Source organism: Mycobacterium tilburgii, from assembly GCF_902168065.1.
In the GTDB taxonomy this organism is placed as follows: Bacteria; Actinomycetota; Actinomycetes; order Mycobacteriales; family Mycobacteriaceae; genus Mycobacterium; species Mycobacterium tilburgii.
Map to the genome: position 1 here is coordinate 1 of NZ_LR655704.1, position 20,229 is coordinate 20,229.

Sequence of the window (20,229 nt, forward strand, 5' to 3'; positions counted from 1 at the left end):
TGCCGTGGTCAGCTTCCCGGCCACGCAGACCTATGCCGACGGCTCAGTGGTGAGGTGGGATCAGCCGCCGCTGGCCGATGGCGGTGAGCCCGAGCATCCCGCGCCGATGCTCACCCTCAGCGCCGAGCCTTCTAATCATCACCACCATTCGGGCATGCCGACCGGTCACTCCGGCACAGCCACCTCGGGTGACACCGTCTCGCGAATACTGGGCGGCGTAGCCCTTGCGGTCGCCGCCGTCGGGATGGTGCTCGTGCTGGTCCGCCGCCGCACATGAGAAGGCTTGTCGTCGCCGGGGCGGGCCTGCTGCTCGCGGGCATGTTGTCGGTCGCGGTGCTGGTGGCACCGGCCGCATCGGCACATGCCGTCCGGATTTCCGCCGACCCCGCCGACGGCGCGGTTCTGTCGACCGCTCCCGCCTGGGTCAGGGCGACCTTCAACGAGCGGTTGCAAACCACCTTCGCCGCCATGACCGTCGTCGGGCCGGACGACAACATCTGGTCCAGCGGCGAGCCCACCGTGCAGGGCGTGGTGGTGGGGGTGGGCCTGCGTCCACTCGGACCGGCCGGCACCTACACGGTAAATTACCGTGTGACCTCCGCGGACGGCCACGCGGTGTCCGGCTCGTGGTCGTTTCGGCTGACGGTCACCGGTCCGGGCACGCCGGGTCCCCGCGCTACGGGCGGCGGGCCCGGCGATGACGGGCCGGTGTGGCCGCTAGTCGGCGCCGTGGCGGCGATCGTTGCCATCGGCCTGCTCTGGTTGCGGCGGCGCCACCGCTGACCGGTTGGCTCCCCAGGTCGCCTCGACCCGTCCTGACATGATGGGTTCGACGTAACTTCTGGTGGCGCTAAGAATGGCCGAGAGAAAGCTATATTAAGGAGCGGCCGCATGGCAGACCCTCAAGATTCACCGAACACCGGACCCGACGGCGTGGTGACGCCACCGGCGCAGCAGCCGCCCGCCAAGATTCCCGCGAAGAAGGCTTCGGCCAAAAAGACCCCGGAGAAGAAGGCTCCGCCGCAGAAGGCGCCCGCCTCCGGCCCGCTCCCCGCGCCGCCGAAACCGCCGCAGGCGCAGCACGACCAACAGCCCCAGCCCGCGGTCGAGATCGCCGCAGCGGCTAAAGATGCTGCCGCGCAAGCGAAGTCAGCAATCGATCGCGCCAACGCCCCGGTTTCCGCCGACCTGCCGCGGTCGATCGGCGCGCAGTCGGCCCTCCCCGTGGCGGTTGCAGTTGCGCTGAGCTTGCTCGCGATCCTGCTGATCCGTCAGCTCCGGCGGCATTGATGGATGTCGCATTCACGGCGACTGCTGACCTCGTCGACAGCATCGGTGCCGACGTGCGCAGCTGCGATCTTCAATTCCGCCAGTTCGGCGGCCGCGCCGAGTTCGCCGGGCCGATCACCACGGTCCGCTGTTTCCAGGACAACGCCTTGTTGAAATCCGTGCTGTCCCAACCCAATGAGGGTGGCGTGTTGGTGATCGACGGCGGCGGTTCGTTGCACACCGCGCTGGTTGGTGACCTGATCGCCGAGCTGGCCCGCTCCAATGGCTGGGCCGGATTGATCATCAACGGCGCGGTCCGCGACGCCGTCGCGCTGCGCGGCCTCGACATCGGCATCAAGGCGCTGGGCACCAATCCCCGCAAGAGCACCAAGACCGGTGCCGGCGAACGCGATATCGAGATCAGCCTCGGTGGCGTGACGTTCGTGCCCGGGCAAATCGCGTACAGCGACGACGATGGCATCGTCGTCGTGTAGCTGGCGGCTCGTTGAACCGCGACGCGCGCTCGCTTTCTTCGAGAACCGCAGGTTGCCGTCAGCGACCTTGCCGCGCCGGATCATGCGCATGTCGAAGAAGTTAGTTCTGATTGAGCCGCCACGGCACCCGCGATCCCGACTTGGGCAGCAGGTGCATCGCCCGCTGGAAGTAGCCTGGGCTGAAGTCCATGAACGGCTGCTCGTCGACGTTGTCGCCGGGATGCTGCGGTTCGACGGTGTCAAAACCCTTGTCGTCCATGTAACTCAGCAACCGGCAGACGAACCCGGAGACCAGGTCGGACTTCAGTGTTCAGGAGGCGTTGGTGTAGCCGAAGGTGATCGCGAAGTTCGGCACCCCGGAAAACATCAGGCCCTTGTAGGTCATCAGCGAGGTCAAGTCGAATGGCTCGCCATTGCGGGTCGGCTGAACCCCGCCGAGCAGTTGCATGTTCAAACCCGTTGCGGTGATGATGATGTCGGCCTGCAGTTCCTCGCCGGAGTCGAGCTTGATCCCGGTTTTGGTGAATCGGTCGATGGGTCGGTGACGACGTCCGCCTTGCCGTGCCGGATGGCGCGGAAGAAATCGCCGTCCGGAGCCAGGCACAGCCGCTGGTCCCATACGTTGTACCAGGGCCCGAAGTGCTTCTCGACGTCGTAGTCCGCCGGTAGCCGTCGCTTCGCCATGGTCATCAGCAGGTTGCGCATGTATGCCGGGCGTTTCCGGGCGAGCTGGTATTGATAAGGTGTAAACGCGATGGCTTCCAGCGGTTTGCCATGTGGGCCAGGCGCCCCGGCAACAGCCGGTTGGTCCGCACGGCGAAAGGGTCCACCCCGGGCAGCGACCCTATGTAGGTCGGCGACCGCTGCAACATGGTGACATGGCCGGAGCCCGAATTCACCAGGGCGGGAATCAAGGTGTTCGCGGTAGCGCCGATCTTCTTGCCCGCGTAGTCGAGGTCCTCGGGCCAGTGCTGCGGGTGGACGATGGTCCCGGCAAAGTTGTCGGCACCGGGGAAGGTCGGCGAGTAGCCCTCGTCGTAGTTGTAGTAGCCGGTGCAGGCGAACAAGAACGAACAGGTGATCTCGTGCTGCTCACCGTCATGCTCGACGGTCAGGGTCCAACGGCTGTCGGCGTCAGACCAGTCGGCGGCCAGCACCCGGTGGCTGTAGCGTATGTGCCTGTTCGATCCGGTCTTCGGCCGCCGTTTCCTTGATATAGGCCTTGATGTCGACGCCGTCGGCGATCGATTTCGCCGAGTACCACGGCTTGAACCGGAACCCCAGCGTGAACATGTCCGAGTCGGATCGGATGTCGGGGTATTTAAACAGGTCCCAGGTGCCGTCCATATCGTCGCGGCGCTCCAGGATCTCCAGGATGAGGTAGCTCTTGGATGGGCACCGCTCCTGCAGGTGCCATGCCGCACTCACACCGGAGACCGGCGCCCACGATGACGACGTCGAGGTGCTCAGTCATAACGGCCACCGTACCAACGCTGTGTCGAATTAGTAAACACACTGTCGAAATTCTCGACGATGTGTAAAGTAACCGGCGTGACGACTGCCGGCCAGACTCGAGCCCTGCGCGGACGGCGTGCCCTGCGCCCGTCCGGCGACGACCGCGAACAGGCCATTCTGGCGACCGTCGAGCGGTTGCTCGAACAGCGGTCATTCGCCGACATCTCGGTCGATGACCTGGCCAAAGGCGCCGGCCTGTCGCGCCCCGCGTTTTACTTCTATTTCAAATCCAAAGAGGCCGTGCTGCTGTCGATGCTCGAACCGGTGATCGCACGGGCCGATTCGGAGTTCGATGGGGCGATCCAGCGGTTCCCCGCCGACGCGCGGCGGGTGTGGCGTAACGGCATCAATGCGTTATTCACCGCATTCAGCACACACCGTGCGCTCGCCCGGGCCGCCACGGAGGCCCTGGCCACCAGCGCCGAACTGCGCACCACCTGGCTGGGATTCATGCAGAAGTGGATCGACCAGACCGCCGCCATGATCACCGCGGAACGCGAGCGCGGCGCCGCGCCGCACACCATCCCTGCGGCGGACCTGGCGACCTCGCTCAACCAGATGAACGAGCGGACGATGATGGCCGCGCTGTCGGCCGAAACTCCGGCGGTCGACGAGGAGCGCGTCGTCGACACCCTCACCCACATCTGGGTCAGCAGCATCTACGGCGCCGGCTAGCGACGGCGCGGATCTCCGGAGGCTGTCGGACCCGCATGCGAACATATGTTCGTGCGGTGTGACGCGTCCATCCTGCATGCGGACCTGGATTCGTTCTACGCGTCTGTAGAGCAGCGCGACGACCCCTCCTTGCGCGGCCGCCCCGGTGATCGTCGGCGGTGGCGTCGTGCTGGCCGTCAGCTACGAGGCCAAGACGTACGGGGTGCATACTGCGCGATGGGCGCGGCCGACAGGCCCGGTGGCTGTGCCCAGACGCCATCGTGGTGCCGCCCTCGCATGTAGGCCACTCGCACGCCAGTGACGCCGTGTTCGACGCGTTTCGGCGGACGACGCCGATCGTCGAGGCGCTGTCGGTGGACGAGGCCTTTCTTGATGTCGGCGGCCTGGGCCGGGTTTCCGGCACCCCAGTCCAGATCGCGGAGCGGTTGCGCGTCGACGTGCGAGACCAGGTGGGTCTGCCCATCATCGTCGAAATTGCCTGGACGAAGTTCCTGGCGAAGGTCGCCAGCCAGGAAGCCAAACTCGACGGCCTGTTGCTGGTGCGACCCGACCAGGAGCTGGCCTTCCTGTGGCCGCTTCCTGTGCGGCAGCTCTGGGGCGTCGGCGCGGTGACCGCCGGCAAGTTGCACGCCCACGGGCTGACCACGGTGGCCGACGTCGCCGCGCTCAGCGAGTCGACGCTGACCTCGCTGCTCGGAGCCGCGATGGCCAGGCAGCCGTATGCACTGTCGCGCAACATCGACCGCCGCCGGGTCGACACCGGTGTGCGCCGCCAGTCCGTCGGTGCCCGACGGGCACTCGGCCGGGCCGGGAACCGGATATCGCCTGTTGAGCTCGACGCCGTGGTGGTCAACCTGATCGACCGCATCACCGCGTGGATGCGGAACGCTGGGCGCACCGTCGTGCTGCGGCTGCGGTTCGACGATTTACTCCGCGCCACTCGGTCGCACACCTTGCCGTGGGCAACGGCGTCGACGCAGCCGATCCTGATTGCCGCGCGGCAACTGGTCGCGGCCGCCGTCTCGCTGATCGCGCAGCGCGGTTTGACGCTGGTGGGATACGCGGTGTCGGGGATCGACCGCATTGGCGCGCAACAGCTGATGCTGCCGTTCGAGGACGAGCCACCCGCTGTAGAAGCGGCCGTCGATCAGGTGCGCCAGCGGTTCGGCAAGTCCGCGCTCACTCGCGGAGTGTTGCTCGGCCGCGATCCGGGTCTGGAGATGCCGCATCTGCCGGACTAGGCGCCGCCCGCCGGCGTCAGTTGGCCGCGGTCCACGCCAGCAGTTTCTCGGCTCGGCCAGGTGTTGACGATCCGGTCAATCGGCACACCGGCATCAAGTGCGCGTTGGGCGCCGTAGCCCAGGAAGTCCAATTGGCCCGGCGCATGCGCGTCGGTGTCGATGCTGAAGACACAGCCGATGTCGAGGGCCAGGTTGAGCAGCCGGGTAGGCGGGTCGCGCCGTTCGGGACGGGAGTTGATCTCGACGGCGGTTCCGTGATCCCGGCAGGCAGTGAAGACCGCTTCGGCGTCGAACTTCGATTCCGGCCGGATGCCACGGTTGCCCGCGACCAGCCGTCCCGTGCAATGCTCGAGCACGTCGGTGTGATCGTTGGAGACGGCACGCACCATCCGGCAGGTCATCGCCGCCGCGTCCATTGCCAGTTTGGAGTGCACGCTGGCGACGACGTCGAGGCGTTCCAACAGTTCGGGTTCCTGATCCAGCTCGCCGTCGTCGAGGATGTCGAGGATGTCGACCTCGATGCCGGAGAGGATGCGCATCGGCGCGAACTCGTCGCGCAGCCGGTCGAGCACGTCGAGCTGTTTGCGGAGCCGCTCCGGTGACAGCCCGTTGGCGATCGTCAGCCAGGGCGAGTGATCGGTCAATGCGCAGTACTTATGGCCCAGCGCGGCCGCTGTCGCCATCATCTCCTCGATCGGGGCCGACCCGTCCGACCAGTTGGAGTGCAGATGCAGATCGCCGCGCAGCGCGGCGCACACCTCGCCGCCACCGAGATCGGTTGCAGCGTCCCGTAATTCGATCAGCGCGTCGGGTTCGCGGCCCGCCCAAGCCTGTGCGATGACCTTCGCGGTCTTGGGCCCGATGCCCGGCAACGTCTGCCAGCTGTTGGCTTGACCGTGGCGCTCGCGCTCGGCCTCGTCCAGGCCCTCGATCACGTCGGCGGCGCTGCGGTACGCTATCACGCGCCTGGGGTCCTGGCGGCTCCGGTCCTTGTAGTAGGGCGATTTGCCGCAGCGCGGTCACCGGGTCCATGGCTCCAGTGTGCCCGCGCCGCGGGTCACCGACGCTCGTCCAGGTGCACCACAGCTGGCCCGCGACGAAGCCGGCGAACACCACCGCGAATCCGCCGATCTCACCGACGATCAGCAGCGCCATCGCCACCGCGGCGCCACGCGCCGGATCGGCGAACTGGTTGACGGTGTCGCGTCGCGCACCGTGCCCAATGTTTAAGAGGCCGGCTAGGAGGCCGCCCGGTGGGCGATATCGACATACGGATGAGCCCGGTGCTCCTTCGCCGTCATGATCTGCCGGTACTTCCACACCCCGAGGAAGAGCGCGAGCAAAAAATCAGCCCGGCCGCCAGCAGAGTGACCTTAGTGTCGAAGCCGAGAGTATAGCTCATCGCGGCAATGAGTTTAGTTGCGCTTCATATAGTTCGACTACGGTCGATGGCATGCGATTCGCCTTCAAGACTTCCCCATAGATCTCCAACGGGTGCCTCGAGCTGGGGCATCGATGCCGGCTGGAACGAGGAGAAGTCGGGCGCCTACGGCATCGAGCTGGGCAGCATCCGGGAGCGTTTCGATCGGTTCGAAGAAGCGTGCGAGGTGCTGGTCAGCCTGCTCAGCCAGGAGACGACCAACTTCGACGGCAAGTACTACCAGCTCAAGAACACGCGCAACGAACCCAAGGGCCCGCAACGTCCGCATCCACCGATCTGCATCGGCGGCAGCGGGGAAGAGCGCTGCCGCTCACCGCGCTGCGTCCAGCACTGGAATTTTGCCGGCGGGACACTCGAGGAGTTCGCCCGCAAACGCGACGTGCCGGCCGCGCGGTGTGCGGACATCGACGGAGATCACCATGTCGGCCCATGCGCGCCTAGGTAGAGGATCACGACTTCGGGCAGCTCATCGAGACGGCGAGCGCGCTCGGCGCGGAGGGTCTCGACCTGGGGATCCTCTATCTGCCGCCGCCGCACGCCCCGGCGGTGCTCGAGCCGCTCGCCGAGGCGATCCGGGATTCGGGTTGTGGACCGGTTGATCCGGTCGGTGAGGGTTGGTCGGTGCCTGGGTGTAGTTGTTAACATCGCAGGCAACATCTCCTCGTCGGTTGATCAGGCGTCCCCTTTTTTGCAGGGAACTCACGGCTCTTCACAGGGTGACGAAGCCAAGATCAGGCCATTCGCCCCACCCGCGAACGAGGTACTGGATTCACAAGCACAGTGATCACTCCTGCGACCGATCTGTTCTAGCGTGACCCCGCTGTGAGGAATCACACAATTGGCCATTAGACACCTCTCGCCAGGCAAACGTCGCAGGCTCGCCGATCAACATCCGGCGTGTTTCAGAAGTGACTGGTGTGGCTACTGACGCGGCGCGACCGTCGGCGTGATCGGCGCCGGAAGGGCAGTTGACCCCATCAAATGCCGGTCCACCCCCGCCGCCGCGGCCCTACCCTCGGCGATCGCCCACACAATCAACGACTGGCCCCGACCCATGTCGCCGGCAACGAAAACGCCCGGCACCGAAGTCTCGTAATCGGCCCCGCGCGCGACGTTTCCGCGCTCGGTCAGATTCACGTCCAGGTCGGTGAGCAGTCCCGCCTTCTCCGGGCCGACGAAGCCCATCGCCAGCAACACCAGGTCGGCCTCGAGTTCGAATTCGGATCCGTCCACCTTGACGAACTTGCCGTCCTGCATCCTCACTTCGTGCGCCTTGAGCGCGCTCACGCGCCCGTCGGTGCCGACGAATTCTTCGGTGTTGACCGAGAAGACCCGTTCACCGCCTTCCTCGTGTGCCGAAGAGACCCGGTACATCAGCGGGTAGGTAGGCCAGGGCGTAGATTCGGCGCGAACCTCCGGCGGACGTGGCATGATCTCGAACTGGTGGATCAACGACGCGCCTTGCCGGTGTGCGGTGCCCAGGCAGTCGGCGCCGGTGTCGCCGCCGCCGATAATGACGACCTTCTTGCCGTTGGCGGTGATCGGTGGCTGCCCGTCGGGCCCCAACACGTCGTCGCCCTCCTGCACGCGGTTCCCCCACGGCAGGTACTCCATCGCCTGATGAATGCCGTCCAGGTCGCGGCCCGGGATCGGCAGGTCACGCCAGGCGGTGGCGCCGCCAGCCAGGATGACTGCGTCGAAGTCCGCCCGCAACTGATCGGCGGTGATGTCGACCCCGACATTGACGCCGGGCCGGAATTCAGTCCCCTCGCCCCGCATTTGGTCGAGCCGACGGTCGAGGACACGCTTTTCCATCTTGAATTCCGGGATGCCGTAACGCAGCAGTCCCCCGATGCGGTCGGCGCGTTCGAAGACGGTGACGCTGTGTCCCGCACGGGTGAGCTGTTGGGCCGCGGCCAATCCGGCCGGGCCCGATCCGATCACCGCGACGGTCTTACCGGTCAGCTTGGTCGGCGGCCTGGGGTCCACGAAGCCTTCGTCGAAGGCGTGGTCGATGACCTCCAACTCGATCTGCTTGATGGTGACCGGTTCCTGGTTGATGCCCAGCACGCAGGCCGGCTCACAGGGCGCCGGACACAGCCGACCAGTGAAGTCCGGGAAGTTGTTGGTGGCGTGCAACCGTTCGATCGCGTCGCGCCACCTGCCCCGGCGCACCAGGTCGTTCCATTCCGGGATCAAGTTGCCCAGCGGACAACCATTGTGACAAAATGGAATACCACAGTCCATGCAACGACTAGCCTGCTCACGCAGCGTGCCGTCGTCGAAGTCCTCGTAGACCTCTTTCCAGTCCATCAACCGCAACGAGACCGGCCGCCGTTGCGGCAATTCCCGATGCGTGTATTTCAGAAACCCGGTTGGGTCAGCCATGTGCTGCCGCCATGATCGCCTTGTCGACATCGATGCCGTCGCGCTCCGCCTCGGCGATCGTCTCCAGCACCTTCTTATAATCGCGCGGCATCACCTTGACAAAGTGCCGTTCCTGTCCCGGCCAGTCGGCCAAAATCCGCTGTCCGACCGCGGAATCGGTGGCATCGACGTGCGCCTGGATGATGCCGCGTAAAAACTCCACATCGTCGGCGTCCTGCGCCTCGAGATCGACCATCTCGGTGTTCAGGTTCTGCGGCAGGTGCTGGTCGGGGTCGTAGACGTAGGCCACGCCGCCGGACATGCCGGCCGCGAAGTTACGTCCGGTGTGTCCGAGGATCACCACCCGGCCTCCGGTCATGTACTCGCACCCATGGTCGCCTACGCCCTCCACCACAGCGTGAGCGCCGGAGTTACGGACCGCGAACCGTTCGCCGACCACGCCGCGCAAGAAAGCCTCCCCACTGGTGGCGCCGAACAAGATTACGTTGCCACCGATGATGTTTTCCTCGGCGACGTAGTCCTGCGGTGCGTTGTCGGACGGGCGGACTACGATGCGGCCACCCGACAAGCCCTTGCCGACGTAGTCGTTGGCATCGCCGTACACCCGCAAGGTAATACCCCTGGGCACGAAGGCGCCGAAGCTATTGCCCGCGGACCCGTCAAAGGTGATGTCGATCGTTCCGTCCGGTAGGCCTTGGCCGCCATAAGCTTTCGTCAACTCATGGCCGAGCATGGTGCCCACCGTCCGGTTCACGTTGCTGATCGTGGTGGAGAACCGCACCGGCTTGCCGGAATCCAGAGCCTCCCGGCTCACCACGATCAACTGCTGGTCCAGAGCCTTGTCCAGGCCGTGATCCTGACGGGAACTGCAGTACAGGTCCTGGTTCATGAACGCGGACTCGGGCTCGTGCAGCACCGGAGCGAGATCCAGCTTGTGCGCCTTCCAATGCGCTCGCGCGAGCGTGGTGTCCAGCGCGCCCACCTGGCCGACGGACTCGTTGAGCGTGCGGAAGCCCAACTGCGCCATGTATTCCCGGACCTCTTCGGCAATGAACATGAAGAAGTTCTCTACGAACTCCGGCTTGCCGGTGAACCGCCCCCGCAACACCGGGTTCTGGGTGGCCACACCGACGGGACAGGTGTCGAGGTGACATACTCGCATCATGATGCAGCCGGCGACCACCAACGGTGCGGTGGCAAAGCCGAACTCCTCGGCGCCGAGCAGCGCGGCGATCATCACGTCCCGGCCGGTCTTGAGCTGCCCGTCCACCTGAACCACGATGCGGTCCCGTAATCCGTTGACCAGCAATGTCTGCTGCGTCTCGGCCAGGCCAAGCTCCCAGGGCGCACCGGCATGCTTCTGCGACGTCAGCGGGGTGGCTCCGGTGCCGCCGTCGTGGCCAGAGACCAGCACCACGTCGGCGTGCGCCTTGGACACGCCGGCCGCGACCGTGCCGATACCGTTCTCCGAAACCAGCTTCACGTGAACCCGCGCCTGGGGGTTCGCGTTCTTGAGATCGTGAATCAGCTGCGCCAGGTCCTCGATCGAGTAGATGTCGTGGTGCGGCGGCGGCGAGATGAGGCCGACACCGGGCGTAGAGTGCCGTACCTCGGCCACCCACGGGTACACCTTATGTCCCGGAAGTTGGCCGCCCTCACCGGGTTTCGCACCCTGAGCCATCTTGATCTGGATGTCCGTACAGTTGGTCAGGTAGTGCGAGGTGACACCGAACCGCGCCGAGGCGACCTGCTTAATCGCGCTGCGGCGCCAGTCGCCGTTGGGGTCCGGTTCGAATCGCTTGACGTCCTCGCCGCCCTCACCGCTGTTGGACCGCCCGCCCAGCCGGTTCATCGCGATGGCGAGCGTCTCGTGTGCTTCCGCGGAGATCGAGCCGTAGCTCATCGCTCCGGTGGAAAAGCGTTTGACGATCTCACTGGCGGGTTCAACCTCGTCCAGCGGCACCGGTGGGCGCACATCCCCACGGAACTTGAGCAGCCCGCGCAGCGAAGCCATCCGCTCGCTCTGGTCGTCGACCAGGCGAGTGTACTCCTTGAAGATCTTGTACTGCCCGGTGCGGGTGGCGTGCTGTAACTTGAACACCGTTTCCGGGTTGAACAGGTGGTACTCGCCCTCACGGCGCCACTGGTAGTCACCGCCCACTTCGAGTTCGCGGTGGGCGCGCTCGTCCGGCCGATCCAGGTAGGCCAGCCGGTGCCGGGCCGCCACGTCGGTGGCGATGTCGTCCAGGGTGATCCCGCCAGTCGGGCAGGCCAGACCGGTGAAGTACTCGTCGAGCACGTCTTCGGAGATTCCGATGGCTTGGAAAAGCTGGGCGCCGGTGTAGGACGCCAGCGTCGAAATGCCCATCTTGGACATGACTTTCAGCACGCCCTTGCCGGCGGCCTTGACGTAGTTGTTCAGCGCCTGGTCGCGGTCGATGCCGTCGATCACGCCGCGGTCGAGCATGTCCTCGATCGATTCGAAGGCCAGGTACGGGTTGACCGCGGCGGCGCCACAGCCGATCAGCATCGCCATGTGATGCACCTCTCGGGCATCACCGGACTCGACGACCAGACCGGCATGGGTGCGGGTACGGTCGCGCACCAGGTGGTGGTGCACCCCGGCGACGGCGAGCAGCGACGGAATCGGCGCCATCTGCTCGTTGGAGCCTCGGTCGGACAGGATGATCACCCGGGCGCCGTCGGCGATCGCGGCGCAGGCCTGAGCGCGCACATCCTCCAGCGCGTCTGCCAGCCCGGTGCCACCGTCGGTGACCGGGTACAGACACCGAATTACCTTGGAGCGTATGCCATGTGGGCGCCCGTTGACCTCGTCGTCGGGGTTCAGGTTGATCAGCTTGGCCAGCTCGTGGTTGCGCAGAATCGGCTGCCGCAGCACGATCTGATGGCAGGAGAACTCGTCCGGACTGAGTAGGTCGCGCTCCCCGCCAGTGGTGCCCTGCAGGCTGGTCACCACTTCCTCGCGTATGGCGTCCAGCGGTGGATTGGTCACCTGGGCGAACAGTTGGTGGAAGTAGTCGTAGAGCATCCGGGGCCGCTGCGAGAGCACCGCAACCGGGGTGTCGGTGCCCATCGATCCGATCGGCTCGGCACCCGTGCGGACCATCGGCGCCACGAGCAGGTTGAGTTCTTCGTAAGTGTAACCAAAAGCCAACTGCCGCATGACAAGTCGATCATGTGCCATTCGGACGTACTCGCCTTGAGGCAGCGCCTCCAGCGGTACGAGGTTCCGGCCGAGCCAGTCCTGGTAGGGGTGCGCCGCCGCCAGTTCGGCTTTGATTTCCTCGTCGGCAACGATGCGGCCCTGGGTGGTGTCCACCAGGAACATCCGGCCCGGCTGCAGCCGCATGCGCTGCACCACCGTCGACGGGTCCAGATCCAGGACCCCGGCCTCCGAGGCCATCACCACCAAGCCGTCCGCCGTGACCCAAATGCGGGATGGGCGAAGGCCGTTGCGGTCGAGCACGGCGCCGACGACGGTGCCGTCGGTGAACGTCATGGACGCCGGGCCGTCCCACGGCTCCATTAACGAGGCATGGTATTCGTAGAACGCGCGCCGAGACGGGTCCATCGACTCGTTGCGCTCCCAGGCTTCGGGAATCATCATCAGCACCGCGTGCGGCAGGCTGCGGCCGCCGAGGTGCAACAGTTCCAGCGCCTCGTCAAAGCGGGCGGTGTCCGAAGCGCCCGGGGTGCAGATCGGAAACAGCTTCTCCAGGTCCTCGACCGATCCGAAGACGTCGGTCTTCATCAGCGCCTCGCGGGCGCGCATCCAGTTCTCGTTTCCGGTGACGGTGTTGATCTCGCCGTTGTGGGCGATGCGCCGGAAGGGGTGCGCCAGCGGCCACGACGGAAAGGTGTTGGTCGAGAAGCGCGAGTGCACGATGCCCAGCGCGCTGGTCATCCGATCATCTTGCAGGTCAAGGTAAAACGCCTTGAGCTGCGGGGTGGTTAGCATGCCTTTGTAGACCATCGTCTGGCCAGACAGGCTGGGGAAGTAAACCGTTTCGCGGCCCGGCCCATCCTGGCCGGGGCCCTTGGTTCCGAGCTCGTGCTCGGCGCGCTTGCGGACGACGTAGCAGCGGCGCTCGAGCTGCATGTCTGAGGCGCCCGCGATGAAGATCTGCCGGAACGTGGGCATCGCGTCGCGCGACAGCGCGCCTAGTGACGAGTCGTCGGTGGGCACATTGCGCCAACCCAGGACCGTCAGGCCCTCGGACTCGGTGATCTTCTCCACCGCGGTGCACGCGGCGGCGGCATCCTTGGACGATTGCGGCAGGAACGCGATGCCGGTGGCATAGCTGCCCGGGGCGGGCAGTTCGAAGTCGACGATCTCGCGCAGGAAGGCGTCGGGGACCTGAATCAGGACGCCCGCGCCGTCTCCGCTGCGCGGCTCGGCACCCTGGGCGCCACGGTGTTCGAGGTTGACCAGCGCGGTGATTGCCTTGTCGACAATGTCGCGGCTGCGGCGGCCGTGCATATCGACGACCATGGCTACCCCGCACGAATCGTGCTCGTACGCGGGGTTGTACAACCCAACGCGCTCGGGCGTCATATGCACCTGCCTCTTCACCAGAACTTGTTGCGCGGCCGTTTGCGGCCATTTTCGGTGGCTCCGACGGGGCTGCGCCCGGGGGTTGCGAGCTGGCCCCTTCGGTCTTGTCGATAGACTGTCTCCCAGATGGAAAGTTGATCCGATATGGGAATCGTCCGTGCAGCGCTGAACGGTGGCGTGTACCCGGTCTCGACAAGTCGTAAAACGATATGACAAAAACCGCCTGACATGCCAACTTCTGCAAGTGTAGCCCGGCGAGTAACGGCAACGTAAATTCGCTGCGGGCCGCCCGCGATGAACCGCGAAAATGCGGTCAACCCTCCGGCTACCCGCCCACGACAGCAAAGATCGGCGCGCTCCCGCCGCCCCGACCACCGGCCGATCGGGTTTGCCGTAACGCGCGTCGTACCCCGCTGCCGCGATGGCCGCGATCACATGGCTGCGCCGCCGGCGACACCGACGGCGGGATATTCTGCTCCGTGCCCGTCGTAGTTGCAGATCTTCGCCTCCGACAGGGGCAGATCGGGATCACGAACCAGGCCATGGTTCAACGTGTTTGCCCGCTAGACCCGGGTTGACGTGTGAGGAATTCGGTCGACTTCCTTCTCGTAACCGGCGCCGATGAACAGAAGTCGAAGCGGTGCACCTCGAGCGCGACCAGGAGCTGGTTGACGGCTTCCATGCCAATCATATCCGGCCGGCCGTCCTTCCGACCAGCAGCATGTGATTGGTCTGGTTGGCCACCGGCAGGCCCGCGGCCAGCCGCAAGGCCCGGAACTCGATCTAGTCCTCCAATTCGGCGACCGCCCGCTTGACGTCGGCCAGCCCGACCTGGTTGTCGAACAAGGCGCGGCCCTCTTCGAGCAGTTCGTCGCGGTGCTCCCGGTATTCCTCTTCCTCACGTTGCTGCGCCGACCGCTCGGTGGTCACATTCCCACTTGTTGGTGCGCGAACTGATCGACTGCTGGCGGCGATCACCAGCTGCAGCGCGGGATCTGCCAAGGCCTGTTTGGCGGTGACGGCTGTTTCGAGATGGTGCCGCAGCGCCTCCGTCTGCTAGCCGTATACGCTGCGCAGCTCGACACGATCGGTCCATTCCAGTGCCACCCGCGCCTGCCCGAGATGGGCCGCGGCGTGCGCCGCCAGCGTGCAGATCGCCGCGGTCACCGCCGACACGATGATCGCCTGCGGTGGCAAGATGGCCGCCGCCACCGATACGACATCGGGCCAGCGTTGCGTCGCGAACATCAGGTAGACCTCGATGTACTGCTTCCACTGATGGTTCTCCCGCGTGTCTAGCAGCGTCGAATCCGCAAGCAGCGCTTTGGCTTTCTCTCACTGCCGGTCGTGATCAGGGCACTGGCCGGCGCCAGGCCGGCATGGGAGGCCTCGGTCATCGAGATCGACAGAAGGGCCCAGCCTTGATCGGGGCCGACAAACGCGCGCCGATCTGGTTGGTCTCCCGATGCAGCCGGCTGCCGCACCTGTACAACTGCTCGATGGTCGAGCGTGCCTCGTCTCCGGCGGCGATCCGGCCCAGCCAGGTGTCCGCCATCGACGGGTCGATTTCGGTCGCTCGGCGTACAACCAATCCCAGTAAGGTCAGCGATGTGATCGCGAGGATGACGAGCGCGGCGCAGGCCGCGGTTTGCAGGGCGACCGGTTCGAACAGGGATTTTCCGACCCGGGCCAGGCAGGTGAACAGCGACTCGTGTTGCGGCTCAAAGGATTCCCCTGCTACCGCGGGAATCAGGGTGAGCGTGGCTCCGTCCTCGACGCCGAGTTCATCGAGGGTCTTGGTAACGTCGAGCCGAACCCCGTTCGCTTTGTGCAGTTCGTACCCGACGCCGGGCTCGAGCCCGGCCGGCGCTTGAGTTCTTCTTTGAGCAGCTCCACCACGTTGTCGAGGAACGCCTCGATCGGCACCGAGGCAGGGTAGGCCTGCGAAACTAAATGTTCGCCACATACAACCGCGACCGCGCAGCGGGCTGGAAAAGAAACCTTACCCACGAACGCGGACATTAGCGCGGCCTGTCGGCATCTGGAATGTATTTGTCCGCCAATGCCGCGGTGATTTCGAATAGCCGCAGCCGAGTTTTCTTTTTCAGCTCGTGCTGCGTACCGATTATTCTGCCTTGGCGAGGAATGGATCGTACGGCATGGATTCGACTGTCGCGCCGGTCTGTGCGAATCGTTCGGTGAGGTAGATGCGGTCTCTCTATCATATTTATTGCGACTGTCGTTCAGGATGACCATGCTGCGGGACATGAGTTCGTGATATCTCAATCGAGCGCAGCAAGTCGATCGCCCGAGTCACCGGCAGTGAAGTATCAGCGGTCAGACTGGAGACGAACACCAGGGTGCAGGCGTCGAGCACCGTCTTCATCACCGGGTGCTCGAGTCGTCGGAGGTATCCACCACGATGACGGTGTGCGTACGGCGCAGCCGCGACAGCACCCCGGAGAACATCGCGGCCACCAGCGGCCGTGGCTGATCCAACGCTCGGTTGCCGGCTAGTACGTCGAGGCCAATACTGTTCTTCCCTAAGTGTTCTCGAATGTCGGCGTAGCCCTGCATGTCGGTGTCATTGAGGACGGTGGCGTAGTCACCCGGTGGTGACTCGTCCATCCGCCCGGCCAGGGTGCCGAAGCCGGGGGCTGCGTCGATCGCCACCACGTTTTCGGGACAGCATTCCCGGAACACCGCGCCGATGCACGCCGTCAGCGTGGTTTTGCCGACGCCACCCTTGCCCGACATCACCCCGATCACTTACTGCTTGCGGGTGTGGCGACGGATTCGTTCCTGCAGTTCTCGATAATGCCTTTCGGCGGGCGATCGCCGAAGTTGATGGCATGAAATGTCGCTTGATAAACAATTTTCGCCAGTCGCTACCGGGCGGAATTTTCCGGGAGGCGACCATATCGGAAATGCGCAGCGTTCCTGATACGGAGTCTTGATTTTGGTAGCGTGCAGCGGGGACTTCTCGCCGAGTCGGTCCGCCCTGTTACGGGGAATTAGATGAGCCCGTCCACGGATTCGTCACGATGTCGATGCTATCATTTTCACGTTACCTTTCGACTACACGACTTTTCGGTAGGAATACCATTCTTGGTCGGCGGGCAGGCGCCGCATCATGTGGCTGATCGCCGAGGCGATGTTGTTTCTGGTGCCCGGGGCGACGATCATCCACTGCTTACCCGCGGAAGGAACGTGTTCGGCGACAAGCCGGCCTTCGGATGTGTCGATGATCGTCACCGCGCCCTGATCGATGTAGGTGTGGGTGGGCCGGCCGCTGTTCACCCCCGACTGGATGGCAACTTCGGGGCCTGGGCGGACCGCTCGGTGTCGGTGACCAGCTTCAACAGGTGCAGCTGGTTGGCCTCGATGCTCTGGTTGACGAGAAACTCATGCAGCGAGCTCTGGTCGGTGGCCGCGGCGCGCATCGCGTCCGAGTCCAGCGTGACAGGCCGCAGCTGGCGCGAGATCGATTGCGCCGCAAATACGTTCGACCTGAGCGCCGTGCGCTTCGCTGGCCGCGCTCTCGCTCGCGATGCCGGCCCCGCTAATTCGCACCAGGTCCGCCCGATCGCTCGATGGACACCCACCAATGCGCAAACCTGGCGAGTAGCGTGGGTGGGCTCGCCGTCACCGGGCAGCCGGAAATGGATCATCAGCCCGATGTCTCGGCGGGACAGCACCGTCAGCCATTCGACAAGGTGCCGTCGACGGAGTCCGTCTCATCGATCACCCCGGCGGCCCGCAGTTCGGGTCACCGGGTGTTGCAGCGCCTGCGCTTCGGCTCGACGCCGGGCAGGTGCGGCAGCAGCCCCATTTCGGGTGCGAGGACCTCGACACCGGTGAGTACCTGCAAGACCCACAGACCGTCCAGTGAGATGGTTAGCACGGTCTTCCCTTAGAGCCAAGCGCGAGGCGCACGCGTGCGTGCGCCTCGCCAAGCCGGGACTACAAGGACTGACTGTCGAGTTGCTGGTCGGTGTTGATCGCGTTCTCGTGCACTGTGTTGACGTGTGCCCGTGCAGGCTGACGGTCTGGATCATGTCCTGCAAGCCGTGCAGCATCTAGCTGCTGTGCGTCGAAGAATGCCGTGACGCCGTGGCCCTGAAAGAACTCGGCCAGCGACTGGGCGATGTGCAGAACGTCGTCGTGAATTTCCATCAGCTGCGCGGCCTGCGTACCGATGTCACTGGAGAGGCCACTGACCGCAGCATGGTTGTAAACAATCTAATCTGGACATGTTCGTTGTTCCTTAAGTCAAAAGTAAGTCAAAAGTTCTGGGGTCGGCCGGAATTTGTATTTAGGTGGACTTGGACCCCGCCGAACACACCATTGCGGCTGTGCGCCGAATCCGCTTCGTGGTGCTTCATCCATGTCGACGCCCGGCCGAGGCCGTGGGCCAAGCGGTTGCCGCCCGTCATGATCTGCTGGAGATCGTGGGCGATTTGGCCCGCCGTGTTCAGGGTCGTGGACCCGGCCTGACCGGCCCACCCAGTGGCGCTGACGACGTTCTCGTGACCGCTTAAATACTGATTGGCAATTGCGGCCGTTTCTTGCAGCCGCGTTTCAATCCGCTGCTTCGAACTGCGTAATAGTTCCGGTGTAACAACTGTCGTCCCCGCCATGTTTTCTCCCTCGAATCCTTAGGCTCCCACACCTGGGATGTTGAATCACCCTTGCCGAACAGCGCGAAACGCCTTGTCAAAGGGTGCTCGTGCCGTCCGCTGAGCCGTCGCCATCGGTATCGGTCAATCGGACGTCCCACCGTCCGTCGCCGTCGGTGTCCACATAACCGGTCACGCCGGTGTCCTCGGCGCAGAGCACCCGATCGGCAACGCCGTTGCCGTCGACGTCGATCAGCCTGGCCCCGTCCATCGAAGTCGACCATCAGGCCCCGGTGTGCTCGCTGCTGTTGAGTCTGTACCATCGCAGGCTTCCGCCCGGTCCACGGTGACCGCCCAGGTTCCGGATCCGTCGTCGGTGAAGTACGCCTCGGGCGTCCCGTCGTTGTCAAGATCGCACACCGCGTGGTCGACGACGCCGTCGCCGTCAGAAAGGCAGTAATCCATACGGATTCGGACGCGTGGCCGCCTCTACGTGTTCCCGCGGGTCTCCCACCAAGCCAGCAACTCGGCGATCGCTTCGTCTTCGGTCAGCGGCCCGCGGTCCAGCCGCAGCTCTTTCAGGTACCGCCACGCCTTCCCGACCTGCGGCCCCGCCGGAATGTTGAGCAGCTCTATGATCCGGTTGCCGTCCAGGTCCGGGCGTACCCGTGCCAGATCCTCCTGCGCGGCCAGCTCCGCGATCCTTGCCTCTAGGCGGTCGTAGTTGGCCTGCAGCTGCGCGGCCCGGCGCTTGTTGCGGGTCGTGCAGTCCGCACGCACCAGCTTGTGCAGCCGGGGCAGCAGCGGGCCGGCGTCGGTGACATAGCGACGCACCGCGGAGTCGGTCCACTTCCCGTCGCCGTAACCGTGGAATCGCAGGTGCAGGTAGACCAGCTGCGATACGTCGTCGACCATCTGCTTGGAGTATTTGAGTGCCCGCAGCCGCTTGCGGACCATCTTGGCGCCGACCACCTCGTGGTGATGGAAGCTGACTCCGCCACCCGGCTCGTGGCGTCGGGTCGCCGGTTTGCCGATGTCGTGCAGCAGTGCGGCCCACCGCAGCACCAGGTCCGGGCCCCCTTCTGGGGGTGGGTATTCCAGCGCGATGGCCTGGCGCAGCACGGTCAGCGAATGCTGATAGACGTCTTTGTGCTGGTGGTGTTCGTCGATCGCCATCTGCATGCCACCGACCTCGGGCAGTATCACCTCACCCATTCCGGTCTGCACGATCAGGTCGATGCCGGCGACGGGGTCGGTCCCGACCAGCAGCTTGTCCAGCTCGGCGGCCACCCGTTCGGCGCTGATCCGCGCCAACTGCGGCGCCATCTTCTCGATGGCCGTCCGTACCCGCGGGGTGATGGTGCACCCGAGTTGCGCGACGAACCGCGCGGCGCGCAGCATCCGCAACGGGTCATCGTCGAAAGACACCTCGGGATCGGCCGGGGTGTCGAGCACCCGGGCACGAAGCGCGGCCAACCCACCCAGCGGATCCACGAAGTCGCCTGGGCCGGCCGCTGTGATGCGCACCGCCAACGCGTTGGCGGTGAAATCGCGGCGCACCAAGTCATCCTCGAGCCGGTCGCCGAACTGCACCTCGGGATTCCGCGACACCTGGTCGTAGCTGTCCGCACGGAAGGTGGTGATCTCCAGCCGGTGCTCGTCCTTGTCGACACCCACAGTGCCGAAGACGATGCCGGTGTCCCACACCGCGTCAGCCCAGCCGCGCACTATCTGCTGGACCTGCTCCGGGCGGGCACTGGTGGTGAAGTCCAGGTCGGGACTCAACCGGCCTAGCAGGGCATCGCGTACCGAGCCGCCGACTAGATACAACTCGTGCCCCGCGGCGTCGAACAACGCACCCAGCGCGCGCAGCACCTCGGCTTGCCGATTCAGGGCGACGGCGGCTGCTGCTAGCAGCTCGACATCATGGGGGGCGTCGGACACGTTCGGTCAGCCTAGTCGGGTTAGGAACCCGACCTCCCACACCGTCGGGTGGCGATGCGGGCCGGGA

General features: G+C 65.1%; 16 protein-coding genes and 7 pseudogenes. 7 read left to right on the forward strand and 16 right to left on the reverse strand.

All coding sequences use genetic code 11. The annotated features are described in order from the left end of the window. The 4 genes from FQ389_RS08305 to rraA form a co-directional block, all read left to right on the forward strand. Window positions 1-277: DUF1775 domain-containing protein (locus FQ389_RS08305; RefSeq protein WP_144206747.1), on the forward strand; the 277-nt coding region annotated here is incomplete at its 5' end. Further along, on the forward strand, window positions 274-783 hold the full coding sequence (locus tag FQ389_RS08310) for a copper resistance CopC family protein (protein WP_144206749.1): 510 nt from the start codon (window positions 274-276) through the stop codon (window positions 781-783). The genes FQ389_RS08305 and FQ389_RS08310, both read left to right, overlap by 4 nt. 108 nt (window positions 784-891) lie before the next feature. Further along, window positions 892-1,290, forward strand: a complete 399-nt coding sequence (locus FQ389_RS08315) for an Rv3852 family protein (RefSeq protein WP_144206751.1) — start codon at window positions 892-894, stop codon at window positions 1,288-1,290. Next, complete coding sequence (gene rraA / locus FQ389_RS08320; RefSeq protein WP_144206817.1) at window positions 1,290-1,763, forward strand: ribonuclease E activity regulator RraA; 474 nt, start codon at window positions 1,290-1,292, stop codon at window positions 1,761-1,763. The genes FQ389_RS08315 and rraA overlap by 1 nt, the downstream gene beginning before the upstream one ends. A 6-nt stretch (window positions 1,764-1,769) precedes the next feature. On the opposite strand, the pseudogene FQ389_RS08325 reads toward rraA, so the two are convergent. Then, window positions 1,770-3,237 (reverse strand): annotated as a pseudogene (locus FQ389_RS08325) (flavin-containing monooxygenase); the annotation flags it as partial. A 77-nt stretch (window positions 3,238-3,314) separates the two neighbouring features. Between FQ389_RS08325 and FQ389_RS08330 the strand changes: the two are divergent. Both FQ389_RS08330 and FQ389_RS08335 read left to right on the forward strand, forming a co-directional pair. After that, entirely contained in the window at window positions 3,315-3,953 is a 639-nt protein-coding gene (locus FQ389_RS08330) for a TetR/AcrR family transcriptional regulator (RefSeq protein ID WP_144206753.1), read from the forward strand. 45 nt (window positions 3,954-3,998) lie between these two features. Continuing rightward, window positions 3,999-5,194: pseudogene (locus FQ389_RS08335) on the forward strand (Y-family DNA polymerase). Window positions 5,195-5,210: 16 nt separating this feature from the next. Here the strand turns inward: FQ389_RS08335 and FQ389_RS08340 are convergent. Together FQ389_RS08340 and FQ389_RS08345 are read right to left on the reverse strand one after the other, a co-directional pair. After that, window positions 5,211-6,226, reverse strand: a pseudogene (locus tag FQ389_RS08340) (PHP domain-containing protein). 48 nt (window positions 6,227-6,274) lie between these two features. Then, window positions 6,275-6,596, reverse strand: a pseudogene (locus FQ389_RS08345) (hypothetical protein); the annotation flags it as partial. A 91-nt stretch (window positions 6,597-6,687) separates the two neighbouring features. Here FQ389_RS08345 and FQ389_RS08350 point away from each other — a divergent pair. After that, window positions 6,688-7,277 (forward strand): annotated as a pseudogene (locus FQ389_RS08350) (LLM class flavin-dependent oxidoreductase); the annotation flags it as partial. A 279-nt stretch (window positions 7,278-7,556) separates the two neighbouring features. On the opposite strand, the gene FQ389_RS08355 reads toward FQ389_RS08350, so the two are convergent. From FQ389_RS08355 to FQ389_RS08400, 13 genes and pseudogenes are all read right to left on the reverse strand, one after another. Then, entirely contained in the window at window positions 7,557-9,023 is a 1,467-nt protein-coding gene (locus FQ389_RS08355) for a glutamate synthase subunit beta (protein ID WP_144206755.1), read from the reverse strand. Beyond that, the gene (gltB, locus tag FQ389_RS08360) at window positions 9,016-13,599 is read right to left on the reverse strand and encodes a glutamate synthase large subunit (protein ID WP_144206757.1); all 4,584 of its coding nucleotides are present in this window, start codon (window positions 13,597-13,599) and stop codon (window positions 9,016-9,018) included. Before gltB ends, FQ389_RS08355 begins: the two co-directional genes overlap by 8 nt. 783 nt (window positions 13,600-14,382) lie before the next feature. Next, window positions 14,383-14,529, reverse strand: a complete 147-nt coding sequence (locus FQ389_RS17875) for a hypothetical protein (RefSeq protein ID WP_186296325.1) — start codon at window positions 14,527-14,529, stop codon at window positions 14,383-14,385. Between the two features lie 126 nt (window positions 14,530-14,655). Continuing rightward, window positions 14,656-14,919, reverse strand: a complete 264-nt coding sequence (locus FQ389_RS08365; protein WP_327021923.1) for a hypothetical protein — start codon at window positions 14,917-14,919, stop codon at window positions 14,656-14,658. Window positions 14,920-14,992: 73 nt separating this feature from the next. Continuing rightward, window positions 14,993-15,565 (reverse strand): ubiquitin family protein, encoded by a 573-nt coding sequence (locus FQ389_RS08370; protein ID WP_186296326.1) that lies wholly within the window; start codon window positions 15,563-15,565, stop codon window positions 14,993-14,995. A gap of 55 nt (window positions 15,566-15,620) precedes the next feature. Beyond that, a pseudogene (locus tag FQ389_RS21200) lies at window positions 15,621-16,558 on the reverse strand (AAA family ATPase); the annotation flags it as partial. A 119-nt stretch (window positions 16,559-16,677) separates the two neighbouring features. Continuing rightward, the gene (locus FQ389_RS19510; protein WP_260860597.1) at window positions 16,678-16,899 is read right to left on the reverse strand and encodes an ESX secretion-associated protein EspG; all 222 of its coding nucleotides are present in this window, start codon (window positions 16,897-16,899) and stop codon (window positions 16,678-16,680) included. After that, window positions 16,896-17,042 carry a hypothetical protein gene (locus FQ389_RS19515; RefSeq protein WP_260860598.1) on the reverse strand — a complete coding sequence of 49 codons (147 nt, stop codon included), beginning with the start codon at window positions 17,040-17,042 and terminating at the stop codon, window positions 16,896-16,898. Before FQ389_RS19515 ends, FQ389_RS19510 begins: the two co-directional genes overlap by 4 nt. 326 nt (window positions 17,043-17,368) lie before the next feature. After that, the gene (locus FQ389_RS19520; protein WP_260860599.1) at window positions 17,369-17,503 is read right to left on the reverse strand and encodes a hypothetical protein; all 135 of its coding nucleotides are present in this window, start codon (window positions 17,501-17,503) and stop codon (window positions 17,369-17,371) included. 59 nt (window positions 17,504-17,562) lie between these two features. After that, a complete protein-coding gene (locus tag FQ389_RS08385) occupies window positions 17,563-17,775 on the reverse strand; it encodes a hypothetical protein (protein WP_260860600.1) in 213 nt (70 codons plus the stop codon). Window positions 17,776-17,882: 107 nt separating this feature from the next. Beyond that, window positions 17,883-18,239, reverse strand: coding sequence for a WXG100 family type VII secretion target (locus tag FQ389_RS08390; RefSeq protein WP_144206761.1), 357 nt, complete (start codon window positions 18,237-18,239; stop codon window positions 17,883-17,885). A 76-nt stretch (window positions 18,240-18,315) separates the two neighbouring features. Next, window positions 18,316-18,665, reverse strand: a pseudogene (locus tag FQ389_RS08395) (pullulanase); the annotation flags it as partial. 42 nt (window positions 18,666-18,707) lie between these two features. Next, entirely contained in the window at window positions 18,708-20,162 is a 1,455-nt protein-coding gene (locus FQ389_RS08400) for a CCA tRNA nucleotidyltransferase (RefSeq protein ID WP_144206763.1), read from the reverse strand. Window positions 20,163-20,229 lie beyond the last annotated feature (67 nt).

Excerpts from the sequence above, each read along its gene's own strand:
- FQ389_RS08370 (WP_186296326.1), bottom strand. The coding sequence starts at position 15,565 with ATGTGGCGAACATTTAGTTTCGCAGGCCTACCCTGCCTCGGTGCCGAT.
- FQ389_RS19515 (WP_260860598.1), bottom strand. The coding sequence starts at position 17,042 with ATGCGCGCCGCGGCCACCGACCAGAGCTCGCTGCATGAGTTTCTCGTC.
- FQ389_RS08315 (WP_144206751.1), top strand. The coding sequence starts at position 892 with ATGGCAGACCCTCAAGATTCACCGAACACCGGACCCGACGGCGTGGTG.
- FQ389_RS08390 (WP_144206761.1), bottom strand. The coding sequence starts at position 18,239 with ATGGCGGGGACGACAGTTGTTACACCGGAACTATTACGCAGTTCGAAG.
- gltB (WP_144206757.1), bottom strand. The coding sequence starts at position 13,599 with ATGACGCCCGAGCGCGTTGGGTTGTACAACCCCGCGTACGAGCACGAT.
- rraA (WP_144206817.1), top strand. The coding sequence starts at position 1,290 with ATGGATGTCGCATTCACGGCGACTGCTGACCTCGTCGACAGCATCGGT.
- FQ389_RS08385 (WP_260860600.1), bottom strand. The coding sequence starts at position 17,775 with ATGGAAATTCACGACGACGTTCTGCACATCGCCCAGTCGCTGGCCGAG.
- FQ389_RS08310 (WP_144206749.1), top strand. The coding sequence starts at position 274 with ATGAGAAGGCTTGTCGTCGCCGGGGCGGGCCTGCTGCTCGCGGGCATG.
- FQ389_RS08355 (WP_144206755.1), bottom strand. The coding sequence starts at position 9,023 with ATGGCTGACCCAACCGGGTTTCTGAAATACACGCATCGGGAATTGCCG.